The organism is Listeria sp. ILCC797 (genome assembly GCF_900186185.1).
In the GTDB taxonomy this organism is placed as follows: Bacteria; Bacillota; Bacilli; order Lactobacillales; family Listeriaceae; genus Listeria; species Listeria goaensis.
Map to the genome: position 1 here is coordinate 36,819 of NZ_FYBS01000002.1, position 18,591 is coordinate 55,409.

At 41.1% G+C, this 18,591-nt stretch carries 20 protein-coding genes; 10 read left to right on the plus strand and 10 right to left on the minus strand.

Annotated elements, in window-relative coordinates:
• The first annotated feature begins 88 nt into the window (after positions 1 to 88).
• The gene (locus tag BN1609_RS02760; protein WP_088838870.1) at positions 89 to 730 is read left to right on the plus strand and encodes an HAD family phosphatase; all 642 of its coding nucleotides are present in this window, start codon (positions 89 to 91) and stop codon (positions 728 to 730) included.
• Positions 731 to 764: 34 nt separating this feature from the next.
• On the opposite strand, the gene BN1609_RS02765 is transcribed toward BN1609_RS02760, so the two are convergent.
• From BN1609_RS02765 to BN1609_RS02775, 3 genes are all read right to left on the minus strand, one after another.
• A complete protein-coding gene (locus BN1609_RS02765; RefSeq protein ID WP_088840486.1) occupies positions 765 to 1,913 on the minus strand; it encodes a pyridoxal phosphate-dependent aminotransferase in 1,149 nt (382 codons plus the stop codon).
• 61 nt (positions 1,914 to 1,974) lie between these two features.
• Complete coding sequence (locus tag BN1609_RS02770) at positions 1,975 to 2,700, minus strand: amino acid ABC transporter ATP-binding protein (protein WP_088809357.1); 726 nt, start codon at positions 2,698 to 2,700, stop codon at positions 1,975 to 1,977.
• Positions 2,693 to 4,150 carry an ABC transporter permease subunit gene (locus tag BN1609_RS02775; protein ID WP_088825504.1) on the minus strand — a complete coding sequence of 486 codons (1,458 nt, stop codon included), beginning with the start codon at positions 4,148 to 4,150 and terminating at the stop codon, positions 2,693 to 2,695. Before BN1609_RS02775 ends, BN1609_RS02770 begins: the two co-directional genes overlap by 8 nt.
• A 173-nt stretch (positions 4,151 to 4,323) precedes the next feature.
• Here BN1609_RS02775 and BN1609_RS02780 point away from each other — a divergent pair, with 173 nt between their 5' ends.
• Complete coding sequence (locus BN1609_RS02780) at positions 4,324 to 4,650, plus strand: DUF3592 domain-containing protein (RefSeq protein WP_088840487.1); 327 nt, start codon at positions 4,324 to 4,326, stop codon at positions 4,648 to 4,650.
• 59 nt (positions 4,651 to 4,709) lie between these two features.
• Here the strand turns inward: BN1609_RS02780 and BN1609_RS02785 are convergent, their stop codons facing one another.
• The 3 genes from BN1609_RS02785 to BN1609_RS02795 form a co-directional block, all read right to left on the minus strand.
• Positions 4,710 to 5,216 (minus strand): hypothetical protein, encoded by a 507-nt coding sequence (locus tag BN1609_RS02785; RefSeq protein WP_088840488.1) that lies wholly within the window; start codon positions 5,214 to 5,216, stop codon positions 4,710 to 4,712.
• An 88-nt stretch (positions 5,217 to 5,304) separates the two neighbouring features.
• Positions 5,305 to 6,303 carry an inorganic phosphate transporter gene (locus BN1609_RS02790; protein WP_088809353.1) on the minus strand — a complete coding sequence of 333 codons (999 nt, stop codon included), beginning with the start codon at positions 6,301 to 6,303 and terminating at the stop codon, positions 5,305 to 5,307.
• A gap of 11 nt (positions 6,304 to 6,314) precedes the next feature.
• Positions 6,315 to 6,935, minus strand: coding sequence for a DUF47 domain-containing protein (locus BN1609_RS02795; RefSeq protein WP_088809352.1), 621 nt, complete (start codon positions 6,933 to 6,935; stop codon positions 6,315 to 6,317).
• 429 nt (positions 6,936 to 7,364) lie between these two features.
• Here BN1609_RS02795 and BN1609_RS02800 point away from each other — a divergent pair, with 429 nt between their 5' ends.
• Genes BN1609_RS02800 through BN1609_RS02810 form a run of 3 tightly spaced genes read left to right on the plus strand, consistent with a single transcriptional unit; the run spans position 7,365 to position 9,285 of the window.
• Entirely contained in the window at positions 7,365 to 8,228 is an 864-nt protein-coding gene (locus tag BN1609_RS02800) for an aldo/keto reductase (RefSeq protein WP_088809458.1), read from the plus strand.
• Positions 8,225 to 8,893: a DNA alkylation repair protein gene (locus BN1609_RS02805; protein WP_088840489.1), complete on the plus strand. Its 669-nt coding sequence runs from the start codon at positions 8,225 to 8,227 to the stop codon at positions 8,891 to 8,893. Before BN1609_RS02800 ends, BN1609_RS02805 begins: the two co-directional genes overlap by 4 nt.
• A complete protein-coding gene (locus BN1609_RS02810) occupies positions 8,890 to 9,285 on the plus strand; it encodes a VOC family protein (protein ID WP_088825506.1) in 396 nt (131 codons plus the stop codon). Before BN1609_RS02805 ends, BN1609_RS02810 begins: the two co-directional genes overlap by 4 nt.
• 8 nt (positions 9,286 to 9,293) lie before the next feature.
• Here BN1609_RS02810 and BN1609_RS02815 read toward each other — a convergent pair whose 3' ends face one another.
• The 4 genes from BN1609_RS02815 to BN1609_RS02830 form a co-directional block, all read right to left on the minus strand.
• Entirely contained in the window at positions 9,294 to 10,145 is an 852-nt protein-coding gene (locus BN1609_RS02815) for an RluA family pseudouridine synthase (protein ID WP_088809349.1), read from the minus strand.
• 41 nt (positions 10,146 to 10,186) lie between these two features.
• On the minus strand, positions 10,187 to 11,491 hold the full coding sequence (locus tag BN1609_RS02820; RefSeq protein WP_088809457.1) for a hemolysin family protein: 1,305 nt from the start codon (positions 11,489 to 11,491) through the stop codon (positions 10,187 to 10,189).
• A 220-nt stretch (positions 11,492 to 11,711) separates the two neighbouring features.
• Positions 11,712 to 12,584, minus strand: coding sequence for a cation diffusion facilitator family transporter (locus BN1609_RS02825; RefSeq protein ID WP_088809348.1), 873 nt, complete (start codon positions 12,582 to 12,584; stop codon positions 11,712 to 11,714).
• Positions 12,585 to 12,634: 50 nt separating this feature from the next.
• Positions 12,635 to 13,060 (minus strand): hypothetical protein, encoded by a 426-nt coding sequence (locus BN1609_RS02830; RefSeq protein WP_088809347.1) that lies wholly within the window; start codon positions 13,058 to 13,060, stop codon positions 12,635 to 12,637.
• 255 nt (positions 13,061 to 13,315) lie between these two features.
• On the opposite strand from BN1609_RS02830, the gene BN1609_RS02835 reads away from it, so the two are divergent.
• From BN1609_RS02835 to BN1609_RS02855, 5 genes are all read left to right on the plus strand, one after another.
• Positions 13,316 to 15,457 (plus strand): transglycosylase domain-containing protein, encoded by a 2,142-nt coding sequence (locus BN1609_RS02835; protein WP_088809346.1) that lies wholly within the window; start codon positions 13,316 to 13,318, stop codon positions 15,455 to 15,457.
• Between the two features lie 289 nt (positions 15,458 to 15,746).
• Complete coding sequence (locus BN1609_RS02840; protein WP_088840490.1) at positions 15,747 to 15,950, plus strand: PLD nuclease N-terminal domain-containing protein; 204 nt, start codon at positions 15,747 to 15,749, stop codon at positions 15,948 to 15,950.
• The gene (locus BN1609_RS02845) at positions 15,947 to 16,852 is read left to right on the plus strand and encodes an ABC transporter ATP-binding protein (protein ID WP_088840491.1); all 906 of its coding nucleotides are present in this window, start codon (positions 15,947 to 15,949) and stop codon (positions 16,850 to 16,852) included. The genes BN1609_RS02840 and BN1609_RS02845 overlap by 4 nt, the downstream gene beginning before the upstream one ends.
• Positions 16,849 to 17,637 carry an ABC transporter permease gene (locus BN1609_RS02850; RefSeq protein WP_088815425.1) on the plus strand — a complete coding sequence of 263 codons (789 nt, stop codon included), beginning with the start codon at positions 16,849 to 16,851 and terminating at the stop codon, positions 17,635 to 17,637. Before BN1609_RS02845 ends, BN1609_RS02850 begins: the two co-directional genes overlap by 4 nt.
• Positions 17,638 to 17,845: 208 nt before the next feature.
• The gene (locus tag BN1609_RS02855) at positions 17,846 to 18,547 is read left to right on the plus strand and encodes a PoNe immunity protein domain-containing protein (RefSeq protein ID WP_159458143.1); all 702 of its coding nucleotides are present in this window, start codon (positions 17,846 to 17,848) and stop codon (positions 18,545 to 18,547) included.
• Positions 18,548 to 18,591: the final 44 nt, after the last annotated feature.

Sequence of the window (18,591 nt, forward strand, 5' to 3'; positions counted from 1 at the left end):
AAGTGCGGCTTGGCAATTTTTTCGCGCTACCGTCAAAAAGTGAATTATGATACAATGAAAAGGATTACAAAAAGAAGGAGGGCGCAATTTGAAGGCGATTATATTTGATTTTGATGGTACGATGATTGATACCGAAAATTTATGGCATGAGGAAACCATGCGCTATGTCAAAGAAAATTATGATATTACAATTCCCGCGCATATTTATCAAGCGATAATTGGAACATCAGAAGAACCATTACATGAATACTTATTGGAAAAAACAGCCGGGCGGTTTAATGTCGAAAAATTTACAGCCCATATTGCGGAACGTTTACACGGAGGTGTAGATGAATTAGAACTTCGGGAAGGCTTCCTACATATTTTTAATTACGCCGTTCAAAATAATTTTAAAATTGGTTTAGCAACCAGTTCTGGTCGCGATTGGGTCATTCCTGTTTTAGAAAAATTTGAGTTGTTGAAACATTTTTCTAGCATCCAAACAGCCGATGATGTTACAAACATAAAACCGCATCCTGAACTTTACATAAAGGCAATCGAAGAACTGGGGGCGGGAATTGAACGCACTTTTGCCGTTGAGGATTCCTTAAACGGTACGCTAGCCGCAAAAGAAGCCGGCATCCAAGTCATCGTTGTCCCAAATGAAGCAACAAGCGGCATCAAATTCCCTACAGACGTCAAAATCTATCCCAACTTTGAAGCAATTCCATTAACAGAAGTATTCAAATAAGCCATACGCCAAGCGTATGGCTTATCTTTATCTTTTAAAATTCAAGCCCCGCCAGTCGGTCGAAAGCTTCTTCTAGTGTTTTTAAGTCTTGAGTTGCCGCTAGTCGGACATAATTGTCGCCGCCATCGCCAAATGCGCGTCCCGGGATAACGAGAACTTGCGTTTTTTTTAACAGATATTCACTAAAAGTTACAGAATCCATGCCTGTTTTCGTGATATTTAGAAAAGCGTAAATCGAACCTTTCACAGGATGAAGTGATAAATAGGGAATTCCTTTGACGCGTTTTGCGACGTATTCCAGGCGTTCCTGAAAGACTTTACTTACCTCTGGGATAAGTTCTTCCGCATGATTTAAAGCGTAAATAGCCGCACGCTGTGAAGGAGTAGGGGCAGAGTAGGTGATGCCCTCGTTTACAAGCTTGGCTGCCTCGTTAATATAGCTCGGCGCAACCATGTAACCAAGCCGCCAGCCTGTCATCGCAAAGTTTTTCGACATGCTGCCGAACGTAATCGTGTTTTCCGGCGCAAGACGCGCCATCGGAATAAAAGGCTCATAAAAACTAAAACCGTCGTACACTTCGTCAGAAAGAATATAAAAATGATGTTTCTTAGCAAGCTCCGCGATTTTCTCAAGCGTTTCAAGTGAAAAAACCGCGCCAGTTGGATTGTTCGGCGAATTTAAAATAAGCGCCTTCGTTTTATCCGTGATGGCCGCCTCTAAAATGTCCGTATGAATCATAAAATCATCTTTTTCAAAAGTAGGAATGATGACCGGCACGCCACCAGCTGCCAAAACCTGATCTTTATACGGCGAAAAATAAGGTTCATGAATGATAACTTCGTCGCCTGGATTTATAATGACTTGTAGCGCCAAATACATGCCGTGCAAAGCGCCAACAGTTGCCCGAACTTGATTTCGCTCAAAAGAAAGTTCATATGTACGCTTGAAAAAATCACGAATGGCGTCAATCAACTCGACATCGCCGCCTGATTCCGTGTATTTCGTATGCCCCGCTGTAACGTCTTTGAAAGCCGCCTCAATGATTTTCTGATTCGTAATTAAATCCGGATCCCCAATGGAAAGGTCCCAAATGTTTGGCGTTGTTTTCGCAAGCGTCCCAATATCCGCTAAAATATTAACAGGCGTTTCCTGCCATTTCGCACTAATAAAACTTTTATCCATTATGTCATCTCCCTAACGAAAAAGGAACGCACGGAGCATCCCTTTTTCTTGTATTGTAGCATTAAGCTAAAACTTTTCCTAGAAAATCTTTCGTCCGTTCATTTTGCGGATTGCCGAAAATTTCTTCCGGTGTGCCCATTTCTTGAACAACACCAGCGTCCATAAAGACGACACGGTCAGCCACTTCACGAGCAAAGCCCATTTCATGTGTGACAACCACCATCGTCATGCCCTCTTTCGCAAGAGATTTCATGACGCTTAGCACCTCGCCGACCATTTCTGGATCAAGCGCGGAAGTAGGTTCATCAAACAGCATCACATCGGGATTCATCGCGAGCGCTCTAGCGATAGCCACACGTTGCTGTTGACCGCCAGATAAACTTGACGGATAACTTGATGCTTTTTCTGCTAACCCCACTTTGGTTAAAAGCTGAGTCGCGTGTGTTTTCGCTTTGTCGGCGTTCTCTTGCTTGACCTTCAGAGGAGCAAGCATTAAATTCTCAAGTACAGTTTTATGTGGAAATAAATTGAAGTTTTGAAAGACCATGCCCATTCTTTGGCGTAAGCTGTTGATATCCGTACCCTTGGCAAGCAAATTTTTGCCTTCGAATAAAATTTCACCGCTTGTCGGTGTTTCTAGTAAATTTAAACAGCGTAGGAAAGTACTTTTGCCGCTTCCAGAGGGGCCAATGACCACCACCACTTCTCCGGCTTGAATGTCTAAATCAATTCCTTTTAGAACCTCATTTTTCCCAAAATATTTGTGTAAATCATTGACTTTAATCACTTGTTTTCATTCTCCTTTCAGCAACGCCTAGCAGTCTTGATAAGCTGAACGTTAAAACAAAGTAGATGAGCGATGTGATGATAAGCGGAATAAATGGCTTGAAGCTTGCGCCTTGAACAACACCTGTCATAAACATCAGCTCGCTGACGCCGATGATGGAAACAACGGAAGATTCTTTAATAACTGTTACGAATTCATTTCCAAGCGCAGGGAGGATATTTTTAATCGCCTGCGGAAGAATGATGTAACGCATTGCTGCACCTTGTGTCATGCCAAGCGAGCGAGCCGCCTCCATCTGACCTTTATTCACGGCCGAAATACCAGCACGAATAATTTCTGCTACATATGCGGCGCTGTTTAAAGATAGCGCGATGCAACCTGATGCAAAAGCAGATAAATTCAGCCCGAAAACTTGTGTGCCGAAGAAAACGATGAAAATTTGCACGAGTAGTGGGGTACCACGAACAAATTCGATGTACCAAGTCGCCGGCCAGCGCAACCATCTTGTTTTCGCTAGTTTGAGGAGAGCAAGGAAAGCACCAAAGATAGCACCGAAAAACACGCCAATCGCAGCGAGCGCAATCGTATAAAGTGTTCCTTTTACAAAATAACTACCATACTGCTCAAAAAAACCACCTTTTTGGAACATTAGCTCATTCGCTTCTTTTTGATAGTCTTTCAAAAGCCCCTCATCTTTAATCGTTTTAATAGATGAGTTTACTTGATCTTTGAGCGAGGTTGCCCCTTTTTGCATCGCAATCGCTGTTTCTTTTTCGCCATTTACAAATGTAATATCAGAAATGGCAAGCGCCTTATCTTGACTAACATAAGCATCAGCAACAGGCCCCTCAAGCACAACACCGTCTACTTTATTGCTCTTTAAGTTTAAAATCAGGTCAGGTACTTTTTGAAGTGAAACGACCGAAGATCCCGTCAGCTCGTTTTGAGCCAGCTCTTCCTGTGTCGTCTGCTTCTGCGCCCCAACTTTCTTGCCGTTAAAGTCTTGTGTGGACGTAAATTTATTTACATCCGCTTTTCGAACAATCACTTTTTGTTGTACGGTCATATACGGGTTCGAGAAATCGACTTCCTTTAAACGTTCCGGTGTAGGCGACATGCCTGAAATGATTAAATCAATTTTCCCGGTTTTTAAGGCGCCTAGGAGGCTATCAAAGCCCATCTCTTTAATATCAAGTTGAACATCCATATCGTCCGCAATTTTTTGCGCGATACTAATATCGAAACCAACCGTTTTATCTTTTCCGTTAATTGTTTGGTGGAATTCATAAGGTGGATAGTCAGCAGATAAGCCAACAACAAGCGTCCCTTTATCTTTAATTGCTTGCAAAGAATTGTCGGAAGCTGCATGTGCAGGAATGAAACTTGAAAAAATGAAAAGAAAAATAAGTCCAATAACTGCGAGCTTCTGCAAGATATTTTTCTGTGCCATGTGCATAACTCCTTTTTTGTATCATTGATGTAATAATAATACATCAATATGTTTAAATATGCAATGTTTTTTTGAAAATTTAGCACTTGAAACTTAAATTGCTATTTTACTACGGGTAAGGTATATTTAAAGCGATACAGAAGTTTTGTTGTAACATAAGGGAGCTTAGAACGATGAAGAAAAGATTTTTAAAGATTTTAATTATTTTTGGCATTGTATTGGTCATTCTTTGGCTATCAGGATTTCTTAAGATAATCTATATTTATTTGAACAACACAGAAACGACAGCCGAAATTACTCAAGTGAAAAGAACGTTCGAAAAAACGAATTCTGGGAACGTTTATAAAATATATGTCACATATAAAACAGACAATCAGGAAGAAATCCAAACAAGTTTTAGGGAAACTGTTGATGTGTATGAAGCTGATTATTATTACGTTGGAAATACAATTTCAGTGCTCTATTCAAATTGGACACCGTCAGTTTGTTTAGGTCAATGAATGAGGAAGGAAAATGTTTTGCTCATAAAAAAACTATAGACAAGATTAGTTGTCTACAGTCAAAATTCTTCCTTCATCAATTTCTGGATAAAATATCCGAGGAAGAAAAAATTATCGGGGATATTCGTATTGTCGGATAAAAAGTCAAAAGTGACATCATTTTCATTTTCCGTAATGACTGCACTTTCTTGTCCGTGGAATAAAATAATAATCGGAGCATCCTTTTGCTTTTGAATAATCTCAATTGGAAACTCGCCGTCCGTAGAAATAATATGTAGGGGATAATTAGGAAGGTCTTTTTCTACAAAAGAAATGGCCTTTTTGTTTTGCTTATCATGATAGACGATAGAAGCTCCGTCTTTACCAAGCCAACCAATTTCGAGGGTAATCGAGCCGAGCTCTTGATCCATTGTAGATGTATAGGCGAAAATATCATGATTTTTAGAAAAAGCAATTTTGGAAGCAAGTTTGACAAGTTGCCCGATGCTTTCATCTTTTTCGTTTTTCACCTCAATGGGCCGATTTTTAGCGACATAAAGTGGCTTTTCATAATAAAACCTGGACATCAAAAAACTCCTTTCCTTATTTTGTATACATATTCCCTTTTTTAAAACAAAAAAACCACTACCAGAAGCGGTAATGGTTTGAACAGTTTTATAAGAATAAACGTAAAATGAAAAAGGCTAGCGCTGCAATAACAGCGGAAATTGGGAGTGTGATAATCCAAGTAATAATCATACGTTGTGCGGTATCCCATTTGACCCCTTTTACGCGATGCGCGGTACCAACGCCAAGAATAGACGAGCTGATAACGTGCGTAGTGCTGACTGGTAAATGAATGAAAGTAGCGCCGAAAATAACGATAACAGAACCGAGGTCAGCTGCAACCCCGTTTACTGGCTTGATTTTCATAATTTTACCACCAACGGTTTTGATGATTTTCCAACCACCAATACTTGTTCCAACAGCCATGGCAACTGCACAGGCAACCTGTACCCATAATTGCACCTCATCATCGGATTGGAATCCATTTGCGATGAGCGCCATTGTAATAATACCCATTGATTTTTGTGCATCATTTGTTCCGTGCGTATAAGACTGGAGGGCTGCTGTTCCGACCTGAATCATTCGGAAGCGGCGATTTGTCGCGGCTAAATTTAAGTTTTTCAAGAAAATCTTAAATAAAGTGTAGAGCGTATACCCGACAGCAAAAGCTAGGAACGGAGAAGCGATAAGACCAATCAATATTTTGGAAAACCCACCGTATTCAATGGCAGAAAATCCTGCGGAAGCAATCGCAGCTCCTGCAATGGAACCGATTAAAGCATGCGAAGAACTACTTGGAATACCATAGTACCAAGTAAGTAGGTTCCAGAAGATAGCGGCTAAAAGTGCGGCTAAGATTACAATTTCGCCGTGCGGCACGCTAAATGGATCTACGATGTCTTTCGTAATCGTTTTGGCAACACCAGTAAAGGAGATTGCCCCGACAAAGTTCATAACAGCAGCTAAAACAATTGCATGTTTGGGCTTAAGAGCCTTTGTGGAAACACTCGTCGCAATGGCGTTGGCTGTATCATGAAACCCGTTAATCAGGTCAAATGCAAGCGCGGCCAGTACGATGACTACGGTAATTAGTAACATTCCTTCCATCTGGTTGCTCCTTACGCGTTTTTCATGACAATTGATTCAAGCGTGTTTGCAACGCTTTGACAGTTGTCAGCGATTTCTTCTAGGTTTTCATAAACTTCTTTTTTGCGGATGATTTTAACCGCATCGGTTTCTTCTTGGAAAAGCTTAATTAATGATTCGCGGTAAACTTCATCGCACTGAGACTCATAATCTTTAATTTGAATCGCAAGCTTGCGTACGTCTTTAAGTTTCTTATCGAAAACTAAATCTACTGCTTTTTCGATTTCAACCGTACTTTTTTGAATAGCTTCAATGAATTTAAGCATATAGTCGTCATAATGCGTGATTTGACAGATTTCAAGTGAAAAAGCTGTTTGCTCAAGGCCGTCCATAACATCGTCTAGACGATTGGTAAGCTCAAGCATATCTTCACGTTCGATTGGCGTGATAAAAGCATCGTTTAGTTCCATAATCATTTTATGGACCATTGTATCACCAGTTGTTTCATACTCTTTCATTTTATCTGAGAAAGTATGCAAGTCCTCCACTGAATTGATGTTGTAAGATGCAAAAAAGTTGGCGCCTTCATGCAAATTTACTGCAATATCATGAAGCAAAGATGCAAAACGGTCTTTTTTGTTTTTAAAAGCCATTTTTTTCAATTCCCCCGATCTTTTTAGTAAGTCATTTTGGTCATTTTAAGTTGCCCTTCAAGTTAGAACAGGAAGGGTTCTCTCTTTACAATTTGCTTACAAAAAAATAAAAAACTTTTACTTGAAATTTACCACATGTTAATACTAACATATTGATGCTCTAAATAGTAACTTTTTTTTAAGTATAAAGTTACATAAATCGGTCGTAAACGCTTCCATTGCCAAAAATAAAACGTTGCGTAGCTTTAACTAAGAAATAAATTTTTTTAAGTTCATTTCTTTCGGACGATTGCTGACACAAAATTAGCTCATGAAATTATCCTTTTTAGTGGGAAGAAAAGAATAATTTCGGTATACTGGGAGTATTATGTAGAATCTTTTTTGGATAGCTAAAGGAGGTTTGTCAAAGTGAAGACTTTAAAGGACAAAATGATGCTTACAAACGGGGAACAAATTCCATACATTGGCTTAGGTGTTTTTCAGATGAGCGAACCCAATTATATTATGCAAGCTGTTATGCAGGCAATTGAATGCGGCTACCGTTTATTTGATACGGCAGCTGTTTATAATAATGAGAAACAAGTTGGTAATGCGATTCATGCGTGTGACGTAGAACGAGACGAACTTTTTATTAGTTCGAAAATTTGGAATGGCAATCAAGGTTATGACGAAACACTTTTTGCGTTTGAACGCACACTTCAAAATTTAAAGCTGGACTATTTAGATTTATATTTAATTCATTGGCCGATTGCGGGGAAATATCTCGATACGTGGCGGGCTTTCGAACGCCTACTGCGCGAGGGGGCTGTGAAATCAATTGGGGTCGCGAATTTTAAACAGCATCACCTCGAAAAATTATTCCAAGTGGCACAAGAGAAACCCGTTTTAAACCAAGTGGAAACGCACCCGCTACTGCCGCAAAATGAGCTGCGCGAATTTTTGAAGAAACATGATATTGCGCATGCCGCATGGTCGCCGCTTGCGAAAGGGACGCTGATGCAGCATCCGGTTATTGTCGATATCGCGAAAAAGCACGGGGCGTTTGTGGATCAGGTGATTTTGCAGTGGCATTTAAATCGAGATACGATTATTATCCCGAAATCGATTACGTCAAGTAGAATACGTGAAAATGCCAATTTGGCGTATTTTAAATTGGACAATGAAGATATGCGGAAATTAAATAAGTTGGAAACGGGGACATATGTTGGTCCTGACCCGGACGACTTGGACTACTTTTTGAACAGTGTGGAGCGCGAGCGGGAATTCATTGAATCAGGAGATAAGGACGCATGAGCGACTTGCAAAAAATCAAAGACACGTTACAAAAACTTGCCAATGCGGAGAATCAGCCCAAAATGGAAGCCTATATGAAAAATCAGTTCGCTTTTTTGGGGATAAAAGCTGGTCCGCGCAAGGAATTTGTACGCGACTATGTAAAGATACACGGTGCTCCCGAAAATCTCGAATTGCTGGCAGAAAAACTATACCGCGAACCTTACCGGGAATACCAATACGTGGCGATTGATTTATTGATCCGCTACATGAAAAAAGCAGATGAAAATGTGATTTCTGTTTATGAGAAGCTCATTCGAGAAAAATCTTGGTGGGATACGGTTGATTTGCTAGCTAGCACGCTTGTTGGTCACTATTTTTTGAAATATCCCGAACAAATGGCGCCTTACAATCATAAATGGGTGACGAGCGACAACATGTGGCTTGTTAGAACCGCGATTTTATTTCAACTGAAGTATAAAGAAAAGACGAATGAAGCGATTCTTTTTGGAAATTGCGATCAGTGGCGTCATTCCAAGGAATTTTTTATTCAAAAAGCAATTGGCTGGGCGCTCCGCGAGTATGCCAAAGCGGAACCTGACAAGGTGAAACAATATGTACTTCGTGCGAACCTTGCGCCGCTTAGTAAACGAGAAGCGCTGAAGCATTTTAAGGACACGCTATGAAGTTGCATCATGTGGAACTTTACGTGGGGGATTTAGAGGCGTCGCGGGAATTTTGGTCGTTTGTGTTGGAAAAACTTGGCTACTCGCTTTTTTCCCAGTGGGAGAAAGGTTTTAGCTACTCAGATTCGGATTGTTACATCGTCTTTGTGCAGGTGGAGGAGCCATTTTTGCCTTTTGGGTACCACAGAGCGCGAATTGGTTTAAATCACTTGGCGTTTTATGAGGCGTCGCGCGCAAAAATCGATGAATGGCGGTCAACTTTGCGTGAGCGCGGGGTAAAATTGCTTTACGATGAGCGTTATCCATATGCGGCAGGAGCCGATTATTACGCAGTCTTTTTTGAAGACCCAGACGGTATGAAAGTCGAGATAACAAATAGCAGTAGCCGGTGAGGCTACTGCTATTTGTATACCCAATCGCGCCCGGGGGACACTTCAAATGTCATTTTTTCTTCGGTGAACGGGTGGGTGAGGTGGAGCCGTTCGGCGTGCAGCAAGACACGTCTTGCGCGCTTTGAACCACCGTAAAGTGTGTCGCCAACAATTGGGTGGTGGATACTGGACGTGTGGACACGAATTTGATGGGTGCGGCCAGTTTTAAGCGTGCAGCGGACGAGCGTGACACCTGCTGTTTTGTCGGCGCTTAAAACGTGAATGTGCGTTTCGGCAGCTTGCCCGTTTGGACTCACACGTTTTTTGCCAGACTGGTGGCGGTCATTTCCGATGGGCTGGTTGATGATGCAGTCACCGTTTAAAACGCCGCCTAGGACAGCTAAATATTCGCGTTTAATTTGCCGCATTTCGAGTTTATACGAAAGGGCAGCTAGGCTGAGCGAATGTTTCGCGAAAAGGATGAGCCCGGATGTCGTTTGATCGAGGCGATGGACAGGCAAAGCGGTGCCGCCACGCGTTTTATTCAAGTAGAATTGAACGTGATTTGCAAGCGTATCCGTTTCACTTGGCGCATTCGGATGAGTTTTCACGCCAGCCGCTTTGTTCACAACAAGCAGATGCGCATCTTCAAAGACCACATCAAGCGGTGCTTTAGTCGCATGAATCGGCTTGTCTTGCGTGGGCAAGGTCAAAATGCCGCCAGAAACGAGCGGTTTGTCGAAGTCTATCAAAACCCCATTAAGCAGCACATTTCCTGCCATACGCAACTCATGGCGCGCCTTTTTCCCAAGATGAAAAAGCTCTTTTAGCACTTCTGCAAGCGTCAGCCCGTCCCAGCTCGGCAAAATTTGAATTTCCACAGTAATCCCTCCTACAAAAGAAGAAAGAATAAGCACGTGGCCTATTCTTCCAGTTTTTTAAAGATTTCTAAGTACTCGATATGATGCGGTTCTGCCTCTTTTACGCGGAAAATAAATCCGCCATATTCAATTTCGTCTCCGACTTCGACTTCGTAGTTTTGCGTTAAGAACCAACCACCAATTGTGTCGACTTCATCTTCCGCGAGATCCGTACCTAAAATATTATTTACTTCGTCAATCAAGAGTTTTGCGTCCACGATAAAATGCCCATCTTTAATTTTTCTGATTTCTGGAATTTCATCTGCATCGAATTCATCGCGAATATCGCCAACGATTTCCTCGACAATATCTTCTACCGTGACAAGGCCAGATGTGCCGCCGTACTCATCTAAAAGAATGGCAATATGTGAACGCTCTTTTTGCATGCGAATTAAAAGTTCCTTAATGGGAATCGTTTCAATGACACGAATAATTGGTTTTACAAACGGGTCAATTGGGAACGGCTTACTTGATTCATGTTCGACGTAAGCCGACAAGATTTCCTTCAAGTTTAAAACCCCGATAATATGATCTTTATCACCGTCAATGACAGGATAACGCGTGTAGCGCTCGTTTTTCATGATGTCAGAAAGACCAGAAATATCAGAGCCGGAATCAACGGTCACAATTTCCGTACGCGGAATCATAATTTCTTTTGCCATTCGTTCATCAAAATCGAAAATTTTATTTACATAACGAAATTCCGACTGGTTAATTTCGCCGCTCTTGTAGCTTTCGCCAACAATGATGCGCAGTTCTTCTTCCGTGTGGGCAATTTCATGCTCACTAGCTGGCTCCAAGCCAAACAATTTCGAGATTAGAACAGAAGATTCATTGAGCAACCAAATGAACGGGAACATGATTTTATAAAAATAATGTAGCGGTCTCGCAACTGTAAGTGCGACAGCTTCTGTTTTATCGATAGCGAGCGTTTTTGGTACAAGCTCCCCAACGACCACATGTAAAAAGGTGATGAATACAAAAGCAATCACAAAGGAAAGAATTGTTACAGCCGAACTCGGAATGGCAAGCATGTCGAAGAGTGGATGTAAGGCCGCCTCAACCGTAGATTCACCGAGCCAACCAAGACCTAGCGAACTAATCGTAATCCCAAGCTGGCAGGCAGATAAGTACGCATTTAAATGGTTATAAATGTATCGTGCCAGTTTAGCACGCTTGTTTCCTTCTGAAATAAGCTGGTCTAGCCTACTCGGTCGCATTTTCACAATTGCAAATTCTGTCGCCACGAAAAAGGCGGAAACTGCAATTAAAAATGCAATAATTAAAAACTTAATCGTTAATATCAATCGCATGCCATCTATAGAACACTATAAATGGCTAACACCTCCTATGGTATCTGTTTTTTTATGAAAGCAGGTGTGAGCTTAGTTCCCAAGAGGAAATACTAGAAGCATCGCCCTGCATAAATTGATTTAGTTTCTCTGCCCCATCGGTATATTCCCTCCCAACCTTAAAAAGCTATACATACTCAAATTATAATGGACTTTCCAAAAGAAAACAACGAATTTATTCTTTAGAAAAAGGCTCGATATGTACAAGCGTGTAAGCATTTGGAAATTCCGTACGAATCACGCTTTCGATGCGCTCGGTAATGGCGTGACTTTCGGTTACATTTAGCGCCGCATCAACCGAGATAGTTGCGTCAATCCAAATACGATTACCGTTAAAACGTGCTTTAATATCCTTCACCTCTTTGACATCGTCCACGCCCGCAATTAGCTTGTGGATTTCTTCCAGTTTGGAGACATCGAATCCGTCTGTCAAACTATGCGCGGCATCAAAGAAAATTTTGACGGCGGTGTAGCCGATGAGAACGCCGACAAGAAGGGCGGTGACCGCATCAAGCCACGGCAACCCAATGATGGCGCCTAAAATCCCAAGACAAGCCCCAAAGCTGACCCAAGCGTCGGAACGATTATCATATGCGGCAGCACGAATGGCTTGACTGTCGATTTTTTTCGAAAGCCGAATGTTAAAAAGATAAATGATGTACATAAACACGCCAGAAAAGAAGGCTACAATGGCAGTGAGCATGCTCGGTGTGCCGTAATTTTTTTGAATTAAGTTGACGATGGATTCAAAGACAACTTGTAAGCTGACGAGTAGCATGATAAAAGAGGCAACTAGTGAGCTGATGGTTTCGGTTCGGCGATGGCCATAGGCGTGGTCTTTGTCCGGCGGAATACGCGAAATTCGAAGGCCAATTAATAGGGCGATAATGGCGATAACATCGGTTGTGTTGTTTAAGCCGTCTGCAAAAAGAGCGTCAGAATGCCCAATAAGTCCAACTGTTACTTTTAGCGCGGCGACAAAGATGTAGGCAAACATGCTTAGGAAAGCGGCTTTTTCTGCTTTTTTAATATCTTGATAGGCTTCCACTTTTCATTCCTCATTTCATTACAAAAATCTCTCCGAAAAAATTCGGAGAGCTAAACTTCTATAAAAGCTTTTTTTAATTGTTTTACCGAAAGTGCGATCGTGTCACACACTTCTTGGTAGTGCGCCCACTTTGCTGGTAATTCATTGATGTGTTCGGGGTCTTCAATATCCCAGTAAACGATTTTTTTGTTAAACGCATCTGGGAAATTCGGTGCTAATTCATTTGTAGAATCGTAAATCGTCACAATTAAATCTGCATCCTCAAGCAATTTTTGGCTAGGCGTGTAAGAAAAACTGTTTGGAGCTTCCATTGAAAATTCATGAAGCACATCATTTACAAAAGAAGTTTCCCGCGCTTTTGACCAAGAGCCGCTGATGAAAGTGACATCACGAAGCGGTAGTTTCTTTGCCCAAGCAAGCGCAATGCTGCTACGAATATGCGATTGTGACAAAAAATAAATAAGCTTGTGAGTCATATTCCAAATCCTTTCTACATCAGTCTGAAAAATAATCTAGCAATATTGTAAAAGTACCCCTTTTTCGCGTTTAGAAACATGATTTATAGGAAAAGTTTTAGAGGAATTGTGACAATGTTATGGCAAGTGTTTACTTTGACTAAAAATAAGACTTAAGAAGGTAGAAAAAAATTCTGATTTAGCGTAAAATGATTATATTCCCGTGTATTTTTATATGCGCGGAGAAAACTAATTAGAGAAAGCTAGGAGATAAATTTGGAAAATTTTAAGCAGCTGATTGTGAAGTATTTTAAACAATTTTTCAGCTTTATCTGGAAATGGATTGGCATTGGATGGCGCAAATTTAGGCGCTTTTTGAGAAATCGTCATGTAATTAAAATTATTATTTTAGCAGTTTTATTAGCGGTATTAGGATTTATTGTATACTTGACGATTGTGGCCAAATCAGCAGATATTGACGCGCTTAAAAAGGGACTTGAAACAGCTACGATTATTTATGATAAGGACGGGGACAAAGCAGGGGAACTTTCGTCTACTGATGCGACGTTTGTTAAAATTGATAAAATTTCCCAAAACTTACAAGACGCAGTTGTTTCCATTGAAGATCGCAAATTTTATGAGCATAATGGTTTTGATATAAAAGGGATAATGCGTTCTGCAGCTGGACTCGTTTCAACTGGTGGGATAACCGGCGGAGGAAGTACGATTACGCAGCAGCTCGCTAAAAATGCTTTGCTAACCCAAGAACAGACGTTTACACGTAAAGCAAAAGAATTGTTTATGGCACGTGAAATTGAGCGGACATATTCGAAAGATGAGATTTTAGAGATGTACTTAAACCGTTCGTACTTTGGTAACGGTGAATGGGGTGTAGAAAACGCATCTAAAAAATACTTCGGCAAATCAGCGGCCGATTTAAACGTTCCAGAAGCCGCTACAATTGCGGGTTTACTTCAGGCGCCTAGTGCGTATGACCCTTACAAGCATTTAGACAAAGCAACGAACCGTAGAAATATGGTTTTAAAAGCGATGCAGGAAAATGGGAAAATTACGGAAGCGCAGTATAAAGAGTATAGCAACACGAAAATTGTGTTAACGAACAAGGCGCAAGACCCACTTGCGAATAAATATCCGTGGTATATTGATGCGGTCATTAATGAGGCGGTCAATGAAGCCGATGTGACGCAAGATGAAATCATGAAAAAAGGTTATAAAATCTACACAGAACTTGACCAAAACTATCAGACTTCGCTTGAAGGAACGTATAGCGATGACAGTTTATTCCCGAAAAATGCGGCAGACGGGACGCTTGTTCAATCTGGTGCGGTATTAATGGATCCAGCAACTGGCGGAATTCGGGCGTTAGTTGGCGGACGCGGAGAACATACTTTCCGAGGGTTTAACCGTGCAACGCAAATGAAAGCTCAACCAGGTTCCACAATGAAACCTTTAGCAGTGTATGTGCCAGCGCTTGAAGCAGGCTGGAAAGTAGACGACATGCTGCAAGATGAGAAGACAACGTATGAAGGCAACTATACCCCGACCAATGTTGGTGGCTACTATCAAGGTGAAGTGCCGATGTATGAGGCTGTCGCTAAATCGATTAATGCGCCTGCTGTGTGGCTTCTTGATCAAATAGGAATTAAAAAAGGTGTTAAATCTTCGAAGGAATTTGGTATTCCGCTTGAAGAAAGCGATGATACGCTCGGACTTGCGCTTGGTGGCTTAAGCAAAGGTGCTTCACCAGTTGATATGGCAACGGCTTACGCAACCTTTGCGAACAAGGGCGTTAAACCGGAAAAGGGTTACATCATTAGTAAGATTGTCGATCCTGCGGGTAACACAATCTATGAACATGTACCAGAAACAAAACGCATCATTTCGGAAAAAACTTCGAATTCAATGACCTCGATGCTTTTAGACGTTGTTAACACTGGAACAGGTACAAACGCTGCTGTTGCAGGATATGAAATGGCCGGGAAAACGGGGTCAACGCAAGTTCCGTTTGATGATACAAGTGGAACGAAAGACCAGTGGTTCGTCGGGTACACACCCGATTTAGTAGGCGCTGTTTGGATTGGCTTCGATAAAACGGATGAGGCGCACTACTTAAAAACAACTAGTTCGCAAGGCGTTGCTAATTTGGCACACTACGTCATGAAGAGCGGATTGCGCTATCAAACGCCGCAAGATTTTGATACGAAGAGTGCCGCACAAGAAACAAAAGCGAAGGAAAAAGAAGAAAAACAAAAAGCGGCAGAAAAAGATGATTTCTGGAATACCGTCAAAGAAAAAGCAAATGATGCTGGAGACGCCATCGAAAAAGGCGCTGACAAAGTCGTTGAATTCGGCGGGAAAGTCAAAGATGGCATCGGAGATTGGATTGGTTCGTGGTAATAAGCAATTAAGTTGGAGCATTTAGCTCCAAATCAGACTGATGACAAACAGCGATCTTCGTCGTTAAAGCCTCCGTTCCGCTCCTCGTGTACTCGAGTACGCTCCGGTGCGGTACTCGGCTTTTCCTAGAATCTCACCATTTGTCATCAGTCTAAATATAGCGGGATTACGTTTTGTTTTGTGTTTTTCTACAATCTGAGTTGGAGCATTTAGCTCCAACTTTTTTTATGTGATTGACTAGAAGTGTTATCTGTTATACAATATATATAACAGAAAAGGAGTGTTTAATATGGAATTTGCAGGAATTAATTTGGCCTTAATTTTACCTATCTTAATTTTAAATCTTGTTTTACTTATTACGGCGCTTGTCGACTTAATTAGACACTGGAATGTGCGCAAAAATGCCATCATTTGGCTTGTCGTTATTTGTTTTATTAATACAATTGGTCCAGTGATTTACTTTATTTTTGGAAGAAAAGAGGAGTTCAAATGACAGAGCTCCGCATTCAAAATTTGTCCAAGCGTTTTGGCGCGCAAAAAGCAGTTCAAAATGTGGATTTAGTTGTGCCAGACGGGGCGTGCCTCGCACTGATTGGCCCAAATGGTGCTGGGAAAACGACACTAATTAATATGCTGGTGCAAATTTTGAAACCAGATGGCGGCGAGATTTTGCTTGACGGGAAACCAATTCGGCATTTGAAAAATTTGATTGGCTACTTGCCGCAGTATCCGCATTTTTATGGTTGGATGACGGCGAAAGAATGCCTGAACTTTATGGGCAAGCTATCCAAAATGAATCAAGCCGATTTAAATGTGCGCATTCCGGAAGTTTTAGTGCTCGTCGGTTTGGAAAAAGAAGGAAACAAACGAATTAGTGGGTTTTCAGGCGGCATGCGTCAGCGTTTAGGCATAGCTCAAGCCATTTTGCATCGCCCGAAATTGCTTGTCATGGACGAGCCAGTCTCGGCACTGGATCCAATTGGACGTATGGAAGTCATTCGGTTGGTTGAGAAATTGAAATCGGAAACGACCATTTTGTTTTCAACGCACATTTTGGCGGATGCCGCTGAAATTTGTGACCATATTACGATGATCAAAAAAGGTGAAGTGGTACTTGATAAGCCGCTCGAAACGCTTTTAAAAGAAGCAAGCACAAATGTTTTTGAAGTGGAACTATTAGGCGAAAACGCAGCGTGGTATGCGGAAGTAAGCGAACACTCAAACATTTTGTTTTCCGAAAAAAAAGGCTCGGTTTACCGGTTTGAAGTGCAAAATAAAGCGGAAATGAGTGTTTTTTTGTTGCAGTCGCTTGCATCAGCGAATGTCGAAGTGGTGCGCTTTATGAATGTGCATGAAACGCTCGAACAAATTTTTATGAAGAAGGTGAGCGAATGAATGCATTACTTGTGAAAGAATGGCTCGAAATGAAACGCAACTTAAAGCTATTATGGTTGCCAATTGTTTTCGCGATTCTTGGCTTAACGCAGCCGCTTATTGTAAAATTCCTACCAGAAATTCTAAAAGCAGTCGGCGGCATTCAAAACGCAGATGCGCTCACACAAATGATGGGCCCCACGACGCCAGAAGTCATTTTAGGTCAAACGCTCGCTTCGCAATTCGACCAGCTCGGCATCATCATTTTTGCAGTCGCAGCGATGGGCACTATTTTGGCCGACAGAACAAGCGGCATGCTCGCTTTTATTATGACGCGTCCCGTTGAACTCAGTAGTTACATTGGCACGAAATGGCTTAGCCAGCTCGCAACCGCATTTTGCGCACTGCTGTTTGGCTACGCGCTATCCGCTTATTACACGATTCTTTTATTCGGTCATTTAAGTTTAAAACGAGTCATCATCGCCTTTTTGATTTATTTTGTCTGGTTTTGTTTCGTGGTCGGAATTGTCATCTTGGCCAGTGCCTTCTTCAAAAGCAGTGCCGCTGTAGCGAGTACCGCTGTCGTGCTCGCGATTGTTTTCACTGCGCTCAATGCGGTAGACTCAAAATGGCTAGCACTAAATCCAGCCTATTTAAGCAAAAACGCGGTCGAATTTTTAGCCAGTGGTAAGGTTTTAGAATGGTTTTACGTCTCTTTAGTCCTTACGGTGATTTATCTAGTCGCACTATTCGTTTTAACGCTTGTCGTGATGCGAAAAAAACCATTACAGGTTGAGAACCATTAAAAGAGCAAATAGATTCATAAAGAAACGCACTTTTCATTTGAAGAGTGCGTTTTTTAGCTGCAACTGATAAACAAGTTGTCCGTCGTAACTTAGACCACAAATCGACTTTTATTGCCAGTTGATATAGAATCAAAATGTGGAACATAGGAAATGGTAAAAAAACTTTAGATTCTGTTAGGAAATGAATCAAGAAATAAAGGAGAGCATTATGCGAGATGAATTGAAAAGTAACACATATTTTAAAGAAAGATTGGCTTATTTAGATGAAAGTATTAATCAGTTTGAAGAGCTTTTAATTCAATACAAAGATTCAACAAATGTAAATTTTAGGAGTGCGTATCTCTCATTGTTAAACTATTATTCATCAAAAATTAATTGTTCATATTCTATTGGTGATCCGATAGAAATAATTAATAAATTGTTGCCAAGATATGTAAATTTAATTGAGAAAACATGGGATAAAGAAACTGGAAGTTATATACAATTACTTCAAGCTGTTTCACTTGGAATACTCTTAGAGGAGACTAAAGAGCTTGAAATATTGCAGCAGTTAGTACAAAGAGAAGGTTTTCATGATTTTCTGATTGATTATATGTTTCATAGTGTAGATAATTCATGGGTGAAAACTAATGAGCTTGCATTCACTAGACCATATGAAACTTTGAAAGCTGTGACGCAAGCTCACACAAAAGAGGTAGCGGAAACATTACTGAAGCAATATGTGGAAAAAGAATGGTATCAAGGTCATCGTGATGCTGGTTGGTATAATTCACATAAAAGCCCTCATGCTATCTATAACGGATATTGGAGTTATGAAAGTGGGGCAGTTGCTAAAATTATGCAACTTAATGATGCGGAATTTCAAACTATTAAATATTATCCTTATGATTTTGTACAATATGAACAATGAAGAGTCTGGAGCGTACTTAGCATTTGTTCCGTGAAAAAAATAGA